The organism is Castellaniella sp. (assembly GCF_036379515.1).
GTDB lineage: Bacteria > Pseudomonadota > Gammaproteobacteria > Burkholderiales > Burkholderiaceae_B > Castellaniella.
This window is the reverse complement of sequence record NZ_DASVGN010000013.1, coordinates 1-15,181: the sequence shown is the minus strand read 5'-3', so window position 1 is coordinate 15,181 and position 15,181 is coordinate 1. Positions and strand designations below refer to the sequence as shown.

The 15,181-nt window shown below is 62.7% G+C and carries 10 protein-coding genes and 1 pseudogene; 2 read left to right on the top strand and 9 right to left on the bottom strand.

Annotated features, from left to right (window positions below):
• Positions 1-124 precede the first annotated feature (124 nt).
• From VF285_RS04365 to VF285_RS04340, 6 genes are all read right to left on the bottom strand, one after another.
• The gene (locus VF285_RS04365) at positions 125-1,507 is read right to left on the bottom strand and encodes an FAD-binding oxidoreductase (RefSeq protein WP_346951404.1); all 1,383 of its coding nucleotides are present in this window, start codon (positions 1,505-1,507) and stop codon (positions 125-127) included.
• A gap of 32 nt (positions 1,508-1,539) precedes the next feature.
• Entirely contained in the window at positions 1,540-2,334 is a 795-nt protein-coding gene (locus VF285_RS04360; protein ID WP_346951403.1) for an amino acid ABC transporter ATP-binding protein, read from the bottom strand.
• Positions 2,335-2,375: 41 nt separating this feature from the next.
• Positions 2,376-3,038, bottom strand: coding sequence for an amino acid ABC transporter permease (locus VF285_RS04355; RefSeq protein WP_346951402.1), 663 nt, complete (start codon positions 3,036-3,038; stop codon positions 2,376-2,378).
• The gene (locus VF285_RS04350) at positions 3,038-3,691 is read right to left on the bottom strand and encodes an amino acid ABC transporter permease (protein WP_346951401.1); all 654 of its coding nucleotides are present in this window, start codon (positions 3,689-3,691) and stop codon (positions 3,038-3,040) included. Before VF285_RS04350 ends, VF285_RS04355 begins: the two co-directional genes overlap by 1 nt.
• Before the next feature lie 172 nt (positions 3,692-3,863).
• Positions 3,864-5,003 (bottom strand): acyl-CoA dehydrogenase family protein, encoded by a 1,140-nt coding sequence (locus tag VF285_RS04345; RefSeq protein WP_346951434.1) that lies wholly within the window; start codon positions 5,001-5,003, stop codon positions 3,864-3,866.
• Positions 4,997-6,238, bottom strand: coding sequence for a CoA transferase (locus VF285_RS04340; protein WP_346951400.1), 1,242 nt, complete (start codon positions 6,236-6,238; stop codon positions 4,997-4,999). Before VF285_RS04340 ends, VF285_RS04345 begins: the two co-directional genes overlap by 7 nt.
• Before the next feature lie 164 nt (positions 6,239-6,402).
• On the opposite strand from VF285_RS04340, the gene hutG reads away from it, so the two are divergent.
• Entirely contained in the window at positions 6,403-7,335 is a 933-nt protein-coding gene (hutG, locus tag VF285_RS04335) for a formimidoylglutamase (protein WP_346951399.1), read from the top strand.
• A gap of 81 nt (positions 7,336-7,416) precedes the next feature.
• Here the strand turns inward: hutG and hutC are convergent, their stop codons facing one another.
• Positions 7,417-8,154 (bottom strand): histidine utilization repressor, encoded by a 738-nt coding sequence (gene hutC / locus VF285_RS04330; protein WP_346951398.1) that lies wholly within the window; start codon positions 8,152-8,154, stop codon positions 7,417-7,419.
• Between the two features lie 133 nt (positions 8,155-8,287).
• Here hutC and VF285_RS04325 point away from each other — a divergent pair, with 133 nt between their 5' ends.
• A complete protein-coding gene (locus VF285_RS04325; protein ID WP_346951397.1) occupies positions 8,288-9,118 on the top strand; it encodes a transporter substrate-binding domain-containing protein in 831 nt (276 codons plus the stop codon).
• A 207-nt stretch (positions 9,119-9,325) separates the two neighbouring features.
• Here VF285_RS04325 and rpoC read toward each other — a convergent pair whose 3' ends face one another.
• On the bottom strand, positions 9,326-13,585 hold the full coding sequence (gene rpoC, locus VF285_RS04320) for a DNA-directed RNA polymerase subunit beta' (RefSeq protein ID WP_346951396.1): 4,260 nt from the start codon (positions 13,583-13,585) through the stop codon (positions 9,326-9,328).
• Positions 13,585-15,181 (bottom strand): annotated as a pseudogene (gene rpoB / locus VF285_RS04315) (DNA-directed RNA polymerase subunit beta); the annotation flags it as partial. The pseudogene rpoB and the gene rpoC, both read right to left, overlap by 1 nt.

Below are 15,181 nucleotides of genomic sequence, written 5' to 3'. Positions count from 1 at the left end.
AGGCTCAATAACTTCTATTATGTATATACATTTTGAAGAAGTCCAGCCCCGGTGAAAGTTTTCACCCTGAATGCGCAGCTCGGCACCGTGACCCGCGAAGCGCGCGACCGATCCGGAGAACGCTTCAGAAGTCGATCACGCGGCCCGTGTTCAGGTGCTGGTCCGGGTCGATCAGGCGTCTCAACGAGCGCATGAGTGCAAGTTCAGGTGCCGAGCGGCTATGGTGCAGGAAGGGCTTCTTGACGCGCCCGATACCGTGTTCGGCCGAAATGCTGCCGCCCACACGCTCCACCTCCTGGTAAACCAGCGACTCCACCTGCAGCAGCATCCCTTCCGGATAAGGCCCCGTGGACAGATGCAGGTTGCCGTCGCCCAGGTGCCCGAACAAAAACTGGTGCGCCTGCGGATTCAGGGCCTCCAGGCGCTGGCGCGTGCGCTGCAGAAAGTCTTCGAGGTGCCGAAGTGGCAGCCCTATGTCAAAGGCCACGAACGGCCGGATCTCGCGCAGAATCTCGTCGATGGAATCCCGCAGGTGCCACAGCTGCGCGGCCTGCGCCTGGCTTTGCGGCAAAATGGCATCGGTGACCAGGGACCGCGTGGCGCACTCTTCCACGAAACGCTGGAGCGCTTCGGCGCCATCCTCACCCTGTGCAGCCCAGTCTTCAATCTCCAGCAGCACGGTGATGGGATGCGCCCCGGCGAAAGGTTCCTGCAGGCCCGTGACCCGCGCAGCCGCCTGCAGATACTCACGCCACATCACCTCAAACGACGACAGTCCGGCCAGATGCGTGCGAGCCTGCTTGAGCAGGACGGGCAGATCTGCCGAGCTCGCCAGGGCCACCAGCGCACTGTGGCGCTGCCGCGGCTTCGGAAACAGGCGCAACACCGCCCGGGTAATGATCCCCAGCGTCCCTTCTGTACCGATGAAGAGATGCTTGAGATCGACCCCGGTATTGTTCTTGAGCCCCTGATTCATCATCGTCAGCAGCGTACCGTCGGGCAGCACGACTTCGAGCCCCAGCACCAGCTCACGCATCGTGCCGTAACGCAGCACCCGGTTGCCGCCGACATTGGTGGCGACGTTGCCACCCACCTGACACGATGCTCGAGCCCCGCAATCCATGGGAAAGTACCAGTCCTGTGCTTCGACCTGACGGCACAAATCCTGCAGGATGACCCCCGCCTGCACGATGACCGTACCGCCCACGGGGTCCAGCGATTCGACGCGGTTCATCCGCTCGAGCGACAGCACGACGTCGCCCGGATCGGGCACCGCCCCGCCGGCAAGCCCGGTCCGTCCTCCCTGAACCGTCAGGCGTTTCCCTTCGCGGTGGCAAGCCTGCACAATGGCCACGACCTCTTGCGTGGTGGCGGGGCGCAGCACCATCAGAGGGTTACCCGCAGCCTGCAGACCGCTGTCGTCCTGCAGGTACCGGGCCACGTCGTCACGTCCCGGCAACAAGCCGCCCGCCTGCTGCATCAAGGATTGCAAGGTGAAAGCCGACATCAAAGGCCTCTGGTCAAAGTTGGACAATGCGCTCAGGATGCCCAGAAGGCATTGCGATCGAGGTAATTCTGCAAGAATTGCTTCAGGCGCCCCTCGTGCGTACCCCGAAACAGTTCGGTTGGCGAACCACTGGCGGCAATGCGCCCCTGGTCGATGAAGATCACGCGATCCGCTACTTGCGCTGCAAACCCCATTTCGTGGGTTACGACCACCATGGTCATGCCATCGCGCGCCAGGTCTTTCATCACATGCAGCACTTCACCCACCAGCTCCGGGTCCAGCGCCGAGGTTGGCTCATCGAACAGCATGATGTCGGGCTCCATGGCCAGCGCCCGCGCAATGGCCACACGCTGCTGCTGCCCCCCCGAAAGGCGGATGGGATGCGCATCGGCTTTGTCGGCCAGCCCGACCCGCTCGAGCATGAGTCGCGCCTTCTCGCGCGCCTGTGCCTTGGAAAGATGTCGCACCCGGATCAAGGCTTCGGCGACGTTCTGCTGTGCCGTCATGTGCGGCCACAGATTGAACTGCTGAAACACCATGCCCACATGGCGACGCACGTGGTTGATCTCGGCCTTGGTGGCATCCCGGCGTTGTGCCCCCTGGCCCACGTAGCCCAGCAGCTCGCCTTCGATCAGGACGTCACCCTCATCGTATTTTTCAAGGAAAGCGATCGAACGCAGCAAGGTACTTTTGCCAGAACCCGAAGGGCCAATGATGCAGATGACCTCGGACTTGTTGACCGTGAGCGAGACGTCGCTGAGCACTCGAGCAGACCCGTAGCTCTTGCTGATGTTGCGGATTTCAATCAGAGGTTCTTGTTTGGTCATATCGCAGTGCAATCGATGAGTTCAAGAAAACAGCCGCGCCCTTAGCGCGCCAGATAGCGGCCGATGCGAAGCTCGGCCCAACTCCCAAGCTTCTGGGTGACTCCCACGATAAGGAGATAGCAGGCACTGAGCACGAGCAAGGTCTGCGCGTAAATGAACTGCTCGCTGCCGATCTGGGTGAGGACGGCCGTCAATTCGGGCACCGTGACGATCGACAACACCGAGGTTTCTTTGCTGAGGATGATGACCATGTTGACCAGCGAAGGCACGATGATCACGAGCATCTGGGGCAACTGAATCCGCAGCACAGTCGCCGCGCGCGAGATCCCCAGACAGTCAGCTGCTTCGACGTGCCCCTTGGGGACCGCGGCGAACCCGGAGCGAAAGATCTCGGCAAAATACGCACTGCCGTACACCCCCAGGGATACGATGCCCGCGTCCAGCGCCTGTAGCGACACCCCAAAATAAGGCCCCCCGTAATACAGCACGAAGAGCAGCACCAGGAACGGCACGGTCCGCAGGATCTCGATGTAGATGCGCAGCAGCACCCTGACCCAACGCGGTGCAGACAGTTGCACCACGGCGATCAGGAATCCCAGCACCATGCCCAGGGCGATGGCCCCTACCCAACTGAGCAGCGTAATCCCGAACCCATTGAGAATATCGGGGCCATAGCGAACGAGCAGAGCGTAGCTGGCTTCCATCAGGCCCTCTCCAGGCGCAGTTCAGCCCACCGCCCCAAGAGCGACAAGACACCATTGACGATGAAGTAGACCACACCGGCGGCAATGTAGGCCTCGAGGGGACGGAACGTGCTCGCGGCAATGTTCTGTGCAGTGCGAGTGATTTCGGCCACCCCGACGACTGAAATCAGGGACGACGCCTTGACCAGCAAAATGACTTCGTTGACCAGAGCCGGCGTCGTCAGCTTCACCGCCTGGGGGATTTCGATGTGCAAAAGTGTATTCAGACGCGAGAACCCCAACACCTGAGTGGCCTCGATCTGCCCACGCGGGATGCCCAGAAACCCGCCCCGGAGGATCTCGCCAAGATACGCCCCTTCGCACAAGGCGATGGCCGTGATGGCAGACGCCACTGCAGGCACGTCTACGCCCAGCACCAGCGGCAGCGAGTAGTACATGACCATCAGCTGAACCAGCAGCGGCACGCCCCGAAACACGAAGGTGTAGAGGCCGCCTGCGCGGCGCAGCCCTGCCGAGGGCGACAGGCTCATGACCACGACCAGGATGGCAATGAAAAACCCGATGAACAGCCCCCCAGCTGACACCAGCACGGTCATCTTCGCCGACAGCAGGATCTGCGGCAGTGCATGCAGGAAGGCACTTTCTTCAAACATCGCAACACCCCGCACCGGCGGCAGGCCGGATCAAGGTCGTTATCGTAACGTGACCCCACTCAAAATTGCAGCGGGCGCTCAAAGTATATACATTTAGCCTGGTGCGTCAATTCAGCAAAACCCTGGCCCCGCCGCTGCTTCACTCGGGCGGGCCCCCCACGCAACCAGGCGCTCAGGACCTGAACAGCTGCCGCGCAATGATGACGCGCTGGATTTCGGAGCTGCCTTCGTAGATGCGCAGGATGCGGGCGTCGCGGACGTGACGCTCCAGCGGCAGATCGCGCGTGTAGCCGTAGCCGCCATGGATCTGCAGAGCTTCATCGGTGATGTAGGCAACGGCCTCTGAGGCGTAAAGCTTGGCGGTGGAAGACTCGGCCGCGAAATCCTCACCTGCCACACGCTTGCAGGCCGCCTGCAACGCCAGCGCCCAGGCCGCGTCCAGACGCACTTTCATGTCCGCGAGCTTCCACTGGATGCCCTGCCGGTGGGACAGCGGCTTGCCGCCCACGACGCGCTGCTGCGCCCACGCCACGGCTTCGGACAAGGCGGCTTCTGCAATCCCCAGGCAGGTGGCGGCCACGTCCAGGCGTCCGTTGTCCAGCACCTTCATCGCCGTGACGAAGCCCGTGCCCTCCGCCCCCAGACGCTGCGCCGCCGGGACGTCGCAATCCAGATGAACCTCGTGCACGGCACTGCCGTGCAATCCCATCAGCTTCTCGGCCGGCGCCACCTGCAGCCCTGGCGTGCCCCGATCCACCACGAAGGCACTGATGCCATGGTGCCCCGCCTCAGGGTCCGTTTTGGCATACACCACGATGAAATCGGCCTCGTCCGCATTGGAAATGAAATGCTTGGTGCCCGTCAGATGGTAGACGTCGCCTGCACGCTGTGCCCGGGTGCTCATTTCGGCCGGATTGGACCCGGCGCCCGGTTCCGTCAACCCAAAAGCTCCCAGCAGATGGCCCCCACCCGCGCCAGGAAGATAGCGCTCGCGCAAGGCGTCGTCCCCACCGATCAGGATGGAGTCGGTCGCCAGATAGTGAGCCCCCATCAGGGAGGACGTAGCCGCGCAGGCACGCGCGATCTCCACCAGCGACAGCAGCAGGGCCACGGGCGTGATGCCGGCACCGCCCCAACGCTCGGGCAGATTCATCCCCATGAGCCCCAGCGCAGCCAGCTGGGGGATGTGAACGCTGGCCGACCGGGTATGCTCGTCCAGTTCCTGGGCCCGGCGAGCCAGTACCTCTTTCGCAAAACGGGCCACCGACGCGGCCACTTCAGCGTCTTCGGGCGTGATTCCAAATCTCACGATGAAGCCTCCTGGGATGAAGGATGGACAGCCGCGCCCAGCGCGCCACACGCCTGCAGCTCCTGAATGTGCTGACGGGTGAAACCCAGCAGGTCCTGCAGCACGTGGTGCGTGTCGGCGCCCAGCTCGGGAGCGGCCTGCACGGGTGCCAGGTCCCAACCCGAAAACTTCAGTGGCTGATGCGGCAGGCGCAAACCTTCCAGGCGTGGGTGAGGCACGTCTTGCAGCAGTCCTCGGTAACGGATCTGCTCGCTGTCCAAGGCCTGGCGCACGTTCCAGATCGGTGCCGACGGAATGGCGGCCGTCCCGAGCTGATCCAGAACCTCGTCCACTGTCAGCGCGCCGGCCCAGTCTTCGATGTACCCGCGCAGCGCCGCCTCGTGCTGCGCCCGCCGTTCGTCACCCTCGAAGTCGGGGTTGCCCACCTGGTCCGACCGTCCAATCACTGCCAGCAGCTGGCGAAACAGCTTGTCGTTGAGCACCGCCAGCGCAAAATAGCCGTCCCGCGCCTGATAGACCCCGAACGGGGCCGACAGCGGATGGCGGTTGCCCACCCGCTGCGCGTCGCGCCCCGTGAACAGGAAGCGCGACACCGCCGTCACGGTGAAGGCCAACGTCGAATCGAACATGGCGGCATCCACATGCGTGCCGCGCCCGCTACGCTGCAGGCCCTGCAACGCTGCCAAGGTTCCCCATGACGCGAAAAGCCCGCTGAGCACGTCACTGATGGCCTCGCCCACCAGCGTGGGAGGCCCTTCCGGAAAACCTGTGGACGCCATGAGGCCGCTCATGGCCTGGATGATGAGGTCATAGGCGGGCCGGTGGGCCGCCGGGCCATCCTGACCAAATCCCGAGATGCTGGTGTAGATCAGCCGAGGATTCAGCGCGCTGAGCGTGTCGTAGCCTATGCCCAGCTTGTCGGCCACCCCTGGCCGGAAATTCTCGACCACTACATCCATGCGGGTCACCAGATCCCGCACGACGGCCACCGCCTCGGGCCGGCGCAGATCCAGCACCAGACTCTTCTTGTTGCGGTTCACGACGTTGAACAGCGCGCTTTCACCATTGCGCATGGGCCCTACGTGGCGGTAGTCGTCGCCCTCGGGACGTTCCACCTTGATGACCTCGGCTCCCAGGTCCCCAAGCAGCGCCGTGCAGAAAGGGCCCGACAGCACTCGGGTGAAATCCAGGATCTTCAGGCCCGCAAGCGGGCCTGTGGGCGCATGCTGATGCTGCATCGTCTGTCTCCAAATCCGTAGGAAATTCTGTTCAAGTCACGGTGCCGCGTACGCGCAGCCTGAGGCCGTCTTCTGCGGAAATCGCCCTGCGCCGCAGGAGCGCTAAAAGTATATACTTTTACGCCATGATTCCAAATCGACTGTCAGAATCAGGAGCAGACCCCATGGAACACGCAGACCTCTGGAGCGGACGCGATGACTCCGCCGAACAGGGCGACACCCGCAGGCTGCACCAGGTGGTGCAGCGCGACGGGCACCCGGGCTCGGGCGATACCGTCCTGATGGGCTTTGCCTGCGATGCAGGGGTGCAGCGCAACCATGGCCGGCCTGGCGCCAATGAGGCGCCCGCGGAAGCGCGGCGCAAGCTGGCCGGGCTGCCTATCGGCCGCCTGCAGCGTTTCTGGGATGCGGGCGACGTGTCCTGCGAGGGTGACGCCCTGGAGGCGGCCCAGCAGGCACTGGCCGGGCGCGTCACGCAACTGCTGGACACCGGCGCCAGGCTGGTGGTGCTGGGAGGTGGGCACGAGACGGCCTGGGGCGACTTCCAGGGCCTACGCGATCACCTGTTCAAGGATGGATCAGGGGGATCGCTGGCCATCATCAATTTTGACGCGCACTTCGACCTGCGCACCAGCCGCCCCGGCAGCTCGGGGACGCCTTTCGACCAGATCCTGGAAGACAGTCGTACCCGCGGGCTGCCCGTGCGCTACGCGTGTTTCGGCATTTCTGCCATTGGCAACACGGCAGGCCTCTACGCCCATGCAAAGGCGCTGGGCGTGCAGTACGTGGAAGACCACCAGATGCAGGAACGCTTCCTGTCCGAACGTCTTGCCGAAATCAGCCAGATCGTCGATACGGTCGAACACGTTTATCTCACCATAGACACCGACGTGCTGCCGGCCTATGTCGCACCTGGGGTGTCGGCGCCCGCCCCTCTGGGTGTCCCGCTGTGCGTACTGGAGGCCTGCATCCAGCTGATTCACGCCTCGGGCAAGCTGCGGCTGGCCGACATCGCAGAATTCAATCCACGCCACGACATCGACGGACGCACGGCTCGCGTCGTCGCACGGCTGGTCTGGCACCTGCTGCAGCCGTAGCACCGACTCATCAAATGCCGGTCATCAATGCCCGCACGCCGGCAACACCGCATTGGGCCAGCGCAGGAACCCCGAAAGCGCTCAGATCGGAATTTGCCCGGCGAGCTTGTAGCGACTGCCTGGGTACCACATGACCGCATGCGAGGCGAAGGCCCCGTTCGACAGCGTCGTGCGTTCCAATACCAGGCAAGGCTCGCTGCTGGGCACATTGAGCGCGCCCGCCACATCCGCCGTTGGCAGCTTGACCTCGATGCTGTAGTACCCGGTGGGGGCCGGCGCCGCATGCATCAGGTATTCGTTGGGCGTCAGTTGCGACCAATCCTGATCCAGATAATCGGGCATACGCGCCGCATCCACCACACGGTCTTCCAGCTGAATCGGCGTCCCGTTCTCGAAGTGCACGATCACCGAGCGAAACAGCTTTGCCCGTACCCGCAACCCGAGCCGGCTGGACTGCTCCGCGCTGGCGACGACCGTCTGCAGAGACACCACCCGACAGGAATGCTGGTGACCGCGCCCGCGAATGTCCTGAGCAATGCTGCGGATTTCGATCAGCGTGGAGGCAATCTTGATCGGGGCGACGTAAGTACCCGAACCCTGCTGGCGGACCAACAACCCGGCGCCCGTGAGTTCACGCAGCGCACGGTGGGCCGTCATCCGGGACACCCCAAACTGCTCGCACAGCATCAACTCGGTGGGAATGAGGTCCCCCTCACCCCACACCCCTTTCTGAATCTGCGCAATCACATGATTCTTGATGCGCTGATAGGCGGGAACAGGGCCTTCGTCACGCACTGCGGGCTGGGTCTTTGTAGGCATCCGTGTAGGCGAAAGATCGCATTGACAGCGAAGCTTCATTGTATATACTTCCCGGGATCTGCTACACGTTCAAGTGCTCTCGCTTTCTCACCCGACCCAGGCCGCACCGGCCTGTTCCCAAAGGAGTCTCGCCATGCGCATTGCTCACCTCCACAAATGGCTGCTGGCCAGTGCCTGTCTGGCCGTGGCCGGCTTTTCGCTCCCCGCACAGGCCGACCAGCTGGCCGATATCCAAAAGGCGGGAACGCTGACCATAGGCACCGAAATGCAGTTCGCCCCCTTTGACTTCCTGAAGGACGGCAAGCAAGAAGGCTTCAACAAGGAATTCTTCGCCCAGGTGGGCAAGGCGCTGGGGGTCAAGGTGCACTTCATCGACCTCCCCTGGGCCAGCGTGCTCCCGGGGCTGGATGCCAACAAATTCGACCTGGTGGGCGGGCCGCTGAACGTCACCAAGGCACGCAAGGCGCGCTACCACTTCACGCTGCCCATCGCCGATGGCACCGTGGCCTTCCTCAAGCGCGCCAAAGACACGGCCTTCACCAAGCCCGAAGACGTGGCCGGCAAGGTGGTCGGCAGCCAGCGCGGTTCCTCACAGCTGGAGCAGACCAAGGCTTACGTCGACACGCTCAAGCCCGTACCCCAGGTCCGTGAATACGTAGACTTCAACCAGGCCTACGCCGACCTGGCCAACGGCCGCATCATGGCGGTGGGCAATTCCATCACCAACATTGCCGTGGTAGCCAAAGAACGGCCCGACACCTTCGCGCTGGTCAAGCCCAGCTTTGGCAAACGCATCTACTACGCGTTCATGGGACACAAAGGCGCCAACAGCGATTCGCTCATCGCCGCGATCGACAAGGTGATCCTGGACATGCACAAGGACGGGCGCCTCGCGGCCCTGCAGAAGAAGTGGTTCGGTACTGAAATGGAAGTCCCCACAGCGGACTTCACACCTAACGTCTGATTGCTTGCCCGGCTCGTAAGCCCGCTGGCTCCGCAGCTCGAAAGAGCCTGCCAGGGCCAGCGGCAAGGCCTTGTGTGGGGGGAGGGCCTCCCGGACCCGCCCCCCACACAAGGCCGTGTCTCATAGAAACCAAGGCCTCTTCACACAAAGCCCACAAAAAAGCCGCCCCGGAATCACCCAGGGCGGCTTTTGACTACCGAAGAAGGCTTACTCTTCCGTCGGCACGTCCGGCGTCTCTGAAGACCCTTCCGAAGAAGAATCCTCGTCGATCCCCGCGTGTGCCACCTCTTCGGAATCCCCGAACGGGTTCGCCTGCTCGCGAGCTGCCGCACGTTCCGCCGCCTCGAAAATCTCGCGGGCGCGACGTGCATCGTGGTAGGCCATCCCCGTGCCCGCCGGGATCAGACGACCCACGATCACGTTTTCCTTCAGACCCCGCAGCTCGTCGCGCTTGCCCATGATGGCAGCCTCGGTGAGCACCCGCGTCGTCTCCTGGAAGGATGCCGCCGAAATGAACGAATCGGTGGACAGCGACGCCTTGGTGATCCCCAGCAGCACGTTGTCGTACGTGGCCGGCACCTTGCCTTCCGCTTCCATGCGGTCGTTCTCGTTCAGCAGATCCGCACGCTCGACCTGTTCGCCCGTGATGAAACCCGTATCCCCGGAACTGGAGATATTCACGCGACGCAGCATCTGACGCACGATGACTTCGATGTGCTTGTCGTTGATCTTCACGCCCTGCAGACGATAGACGTCCTGGACCTCGTTGACCACGTACGACGCCAACGCCTCGATCCCCTGCAGACGCAGGATGTCGTGCGGATCGGCCGGACCATCAACGATGAGTTCGCCCTTGTTCACCACCTGGCCGTCGTGCACCAGCACCTGCTTTTCCTTGGAAATCAGGAACTCGTGGCTGGTACCGTCCATGTCGGTAATGACCAGACGCTGCTTCCCCTTGGTGTCCTTGCCAAACGAGACCGTCCCGGTGATTTCCGCCAGCATGCCGGCGTCCTTCGGGGAACGGGCTTCGAAAAGCTCGGCCACGCGCGGCAGGCCGCCCGTGATGTCACGCGTCTTCTGCGATTCTTGCGGAATCCGCGCCAGGAAGTCGCCTTCGCCAACCTTCTGGCCATCGCGCACCGTAATAAGGGCGCCCACCGGCAGCGAAATCGCCACCGCGTGATCCGTGCCGGCGACCTTGATCTCTTCGCCCTGCTCGTCGAGCAGGTGAATCTGCGGACGCAGCACAGTCTTGCCGCCTCGTGTCTTGGGCGTGATCACCACCATCGTGGACAGGCCGGTGATCTCGTCGACCTGACGGGCCACCGTAACGCCTTCTTCGATGTTGGCAAAACGAGCCGTGCCGTGGTATTCGGACACGATGGGGCGCGTGAGCGGGTCCCAGGTGGCGAGCTTGGTGCCCGCCTTGACCACGTCGCCGTCACCCACCAGGATCGTGGCGCCATACGGCACCTTGTGGCGTTCGCGCTCGCGGTGATTGTCGTCGACCAGCACGATCTCGCCCGACCGCGACACCGCAATGCGGTCGCCCTTGCCATTGGTGAGATAGCGCAGACCGATGGCAAAACCGATGTTCCCGGCCGACTTGGTCTCGATCGAACTGGCCATCGCCGAACGCGACGCCGCACCACCGATGTGGAACGTACGCATCGTCAGCTGCGTGCCCGGCTCGCCGATGGACTGCGCCGCAATCACCCCGACTGCTTCGCCCTTGTTGACCAGCGAACCACGACCCAGATCGCGGCCGTAGCACTTGGCGCACAGACCGTGGCGCGTCTCGCAGGTCAGCGGCGTGCGGATCTTGATCTCGTCCACCCCCGCTTCGTCGAGCAGTTCGACCTGATGTTCATCCAGCAGCGTACCAGCCGGGATCAGGGTTTCCTGCGTCTCCGGATTGACGACGTCGGTCGCGGCCACGCGACCCAGGACGCGATCCTTCAGCGCCTCGACGACTTCGCCGCCTTCGACCAAAGCCTTCATCACGTAGCCGTGCGAGGTGCCGCAATCGTCTTCCGTGATGACCAGATCTTGCGTCACGTCTACCAGACGGCGCGTGAGGTAACCCGAGTTGGCAGTCTTCAGAGCCGTGTCGGCCAGACCCTTGCGGGCGCCGTGCGTGGAAATGAAGTACTGCAGCACGTTCAGACCTTCGCGGAAGTTCGCGGTGATCGGGGTCTCGATGATGGAGCCGTCCGGCTTGGCCATCAGACCGCGCATACCCGCCAACTGCCGAATCTGTGCGGCAGAACCCCGGGCGCCCGAGTCGGCCATCATGTAGATGGAATTGAACGACTCCTGGCGCGTGGTCTTGCCATGGCGATCGACGACCGGCTCGGTGGAGAGTTGCTCCATCATGGCCTTGCCGACGGAATCACCCGCCTTGCCCCAGATATCGACTACGTTGTTGTAGCGTTCTTGCGCCGTCACCAGACCCGACGAATACTGCTTGTCGATTTCCTTGACTTCGGCCGAAGCCTTGGCAAGGATGTCGGCTTTGGCATCCGGGACGATCATGTCGCCCATGGCGATCGACACCCCGGCGCGCGTCGCCAGACGGAAACCCGTCTTCATGAGTTTGTCGGCGAAGATCACCGTATCGCGCAAACCGCAGCGGCGGTACGACACGTTGATGAGCTTGGCGATTTCTTTCTTCTTCAGCGACTTGTTGAGCACGCTGAACGGCAACCCGTGCGGCAGGATCTCGGATAGCAACGCCCGACCCACCGTGGTCTGGAAGCGATGCAGTTCCATCTGCCATTCGCCATTCTCGTCCTTGGCGTATTCCGGCAAACGCGTCGTGATGCGCGTCTGCAGCTCGACTTCGTGGTTGTCGTAGGCACGCTGCACCTCGTCACGGTCGGTGAGGAACATGCCCTCGCCCTTGCCGTTGATGCGCTCGCGCGAGGCGTAGTACAGGCCCAGCACGATATCCTGCGACGGCACAATGGACGGCTCGCCGTTGGCGGGGAACAGCACGTTGTTGGACGCCAGCATCAGCGTACGGCACTCAAGCTGTGCTTCGAGCGACAGCGGCACGTGCACGGCCATCTGGTCACCGTCAAAGTCGGCGTTGAAGGCGGCGCACACCAGCGGGTGCAACTGAATGGCCTTGCCTTCGATCAGCAGCGGCTCGAATGCCTGAATGCCCAGACGGTGCAGCGTAGGCGCCCGGTTCAGCATGATCGGGTGTTCGCGGATCACGTCCTCGAGAATGTCCCAGACCACAGGCTCCTGGCTTTCGACCAGCTTCTTGGCTGCCTTGATCGTGGTGGCCAGCCCCATCAGTTCAAGCTTGTTGAAGATGAAGGGCTTGAAGAGTTCGAGCGCCATCAGCTTGGGCAGACCGCACTGGTGCAGGTTCAGGTACGGGCCCACGGTAATCACCGAACGCCCGGAGTAGTCGACGCGCTTGCCCAGCAGGTTCTGACGGAAACGACCGCTCTTGCCCTTGATCATGTCGGCCAGGGACTTGAGCTGGCGCTTGTTGGCACCCGTCATGGCCTTGCCGCGACGACCGTTGTCCAGCAGGGAATCGACGGCTTCCTGCAGCATGCGCTTTTCGTTGCGCAGGATGATGTCCGGAGCCTTGAGCTCCAGCAGGCGCTTGAGGCGATTGTTGCGGTTGATGACGCGGCGGTACAGATCGTTCAGATCGGACGTGGCAAAACGGCCCCCGTCGAGCGGCACCAGAGGGCGCAGATCGGGCGGCAGCACCGGCAGCACTTCCATGATCATCCAGTCGGGCTTGATACCAGACTTCTGGAAGCCTTCCAGCACTTTCAGGCGCTTGGAGATCTTCTTGATCTTGGCGTCGGAGCCGGTGGCCTTGAGCTCACCGCGCAGACGTTCGACCTCCTGGTTGATGTCGATGGTGCGCAGCAGTTCGCGCACGGCCTCGGCACCCATCAGGGCATGGAAATCGTCGCCGTATTCTTCGGTCTTGGCGAGGTAATCGTCGTCGGACATGATCTGACCGCGCTTGAGCGGCGTCATGCCCGGTTCGATCACGCACCAGGCTTCAAAATACAGCACGCGTTCGATGTCGCGCAGCGTCATGTCGAGCACCATGCCCAGACGTGACGGCAACGACTTCAGGAACCAGATGTGCGCCACCGGGCTGGCAAGCTCGATGTGGCCCATGCGCTCGCGGCGCACCTTGGCGACCGTGACTTCGACGCCGCACTTCTCGCAAATGACGCCACGATGCTTCAGGCGCTTGTATTTGCCGCACAGGCATTCGTAATCTTTGATCGGGCCAAAGATCTTGGCGCAGAACAGACCGTCGCGCTCGGGTTTGAAGGTGCGATAGTTGATCGTTTCAGGCTTGCGGACTTCGCCGTAAGACCAGGAGCGGATCTTCTCAGGCGAAGCAATACCGATGCGGATGGCATCGAACTGCTCGTCCTGAGAGACTTGCTTGAAGAGATCGAGTAGCGCTTTCATTATTTACGCTCCAGATCCATGTCCAGAGACAGGGATCGAATTTCCTTGACCAGCACGTTGAAGGATTCGGGCATGCCCGCATCGAGCACGTGATCGCCCTTGACGATGTTTTCATAGACCTTGGTACGGCCTGTGATGTCGTCGGACTTCACCGTCAGCATTTCTTGCAAGGTGTAGGCTGCGCCGTAGGCTTCCAGGGCCCAGACTTCCATCTCGCCGAAACGTTGGCCACCGAACTGCGCCTTGCCGCCCAGCGGTTGCTGGGTCACCAGGGAGTACGGACCCGTGGAGCGAGCGTGCATCTTGTCGTCCACCAAGTGGTGCAGCTTCAGGAAGTGCATGTAGCCCACCGTCACGGGACGCTCGAACTGCTCGCCCGTGCGACCATCCGTGAGCCAGGCCTGAGTGCGGCCGCTGGCCAGCTTCAGGCGCTTGGCCACGTCGTCCGGGTAGGCAAGCTCCAGCATGCCGGTGATGTCTTCTTCGGAAGCACCATCGAATACCGGGGTTGCCAGCGGAACACCCTTGCGCAGGTTATTGGCCAACACCAGGATTTCGTCGTCGGTCAGCTCGTCGAGGCGAATATGGCTGCCACGCGAGTTGTAGACGGTGTCCAGCATCTTGCGCACGGCCTTGATCTGGATGCCACGTTGCTCGTCGAGCATCTCGGCAATGCGCTGACCCAGACCGCGGGCCGCCCATCCCAGGTGGACTTCCAGCACCTGACCGATGTTCATCCGTGAAGGCACGCCCAGCGGATTGAGCACGATGTCCATGGGGGTGCCGTCAGCCATATGCGGCATGTCTTCCACGGGAGTAATGCGCGAGACCACACCCTTGTTGCCGTGACGGCCGGCCATCTTGTCGCCCGGCTGCAGGCGACGGCGCACGGCGATGTACACCTTGATCATCTTCAGCACGCCCGGCGGCAATTCGTCGCCCTGCGTCAGCTTCTTGCGCTTCTCTTCGAAGGCCAGGTCGAACTGATGGCGCTTCTGTTCCAGCGCATCCTTGACCTGCTCGAGCGCCACAGCGGCATCTTCGTCGGCCAGACGGACGTCGAACCACTGCCAGCGATCCAGCTCGTCGAGATAGGTACTGGTGATCTCGGTACCCTTGGCCAGCTTGCGCGGGCCCCCGTTGGCGACCTTGCCGATGAGCGTCTTGCGCAGACGATCGAAGGCGTCGTTTTCAACAATGCGCAGCTGGTCGTTCAAGTCCTGGCGATAGCGGCGCAGTTCTTCGTCGATGATGGACTGCGCGCGTTTGTCGCGCGTGATGCCTTCACGCGTGAAGACCTGCACGTCGATGACGGTACCGATCATGCCCGAGGGCACGCGCAAGGAGGTGTCCTTGACGTCGGAAGCCTTCTCGCCAAAGATCGCACGCAGCAGCTTCTCTTCCGGCGTCAGCTGCGACTCACCCTTCGGCGTCACCTTGCCGACCAGGATGTCACCCACCTTCACTTCCGCGCCGATGTACACAATGCCCGACTTGTCGAGGCGGTTCAGCGCCTGCTCGCCCACGTTCGGGATGTCGGCCGTGATTTCTTCCGGCCCGAGCTTGGTGTCGCGCGCCTGGCAGGTCAGTTCCTCG

Excerpts from the sequence above, each read along its gene's own strand:
- VF285_RS04365 (WP_346951404.1), bottom strand. The coding sequence starts at position 1,507 with ATGTCGGCTTTCACCTTGCAATCCTTGATGCAGCAGGCGGGCGGCTTG.
- VF285_RS04360 (WP_346951403.1), bottom strand. The coding sequence starts at position 2,334 with ATGACCAAACAAGAACCTCTGATTGAAATCCGCAACATCAGCAAGAGC.
- VF285_RS04355 (WP_346951402.1), bottom strand. The coding sequence starts at position 3,038 with ATGGAAGCCAGCTACGCTCTGCTCGTTCGCTATGGCCCCGATATTCTC.
- VF285_RS04350 (WP_346951401.1), bottom strand. The coding sequence starts at position 3,691 with ATGTTTGAAGAAAGTGCCTTCCTGCATGCACTGCCGCAGATCCTGCTG.
- VF285_RS04340 (WP_346951400.1), bottom strand. The coding sequence starts at position 6,238 with ATGCAGCATCAGCATGCGCCCACAGGCCCGCTTGCGGGCCTGAAGATC.
- hutG (WP_346951399.1), top strand. The coding sequence starts at position 6,403 with ATGGAACACGCAGACCTCTGGAGCGGACGCGATGACTCCGCCGAACAG.
- hutC (WP_346951398.1), bottom strand. The coding sequence starts at position 8,154 with ATGCCTACAAAGACCCAGCCCGCAGTGCGTGACGAAGGCCCTGTTCCC.
- VF285_RS04325 (WP_346951397.1), top strand. The coding sequence starts at position 8,288 with ATGCGCATTGCTCACCTCCACAAATGGCTGCTGGCCAGTGCCTGTCTG.
- rpoC (WP_346951396.1), bottom strand. The coding sequence starts at position 13,585 with ATGAAAGCGCTACTCGATCTCTTCAAGCAAGTCTCTCAGGACGAGCAG.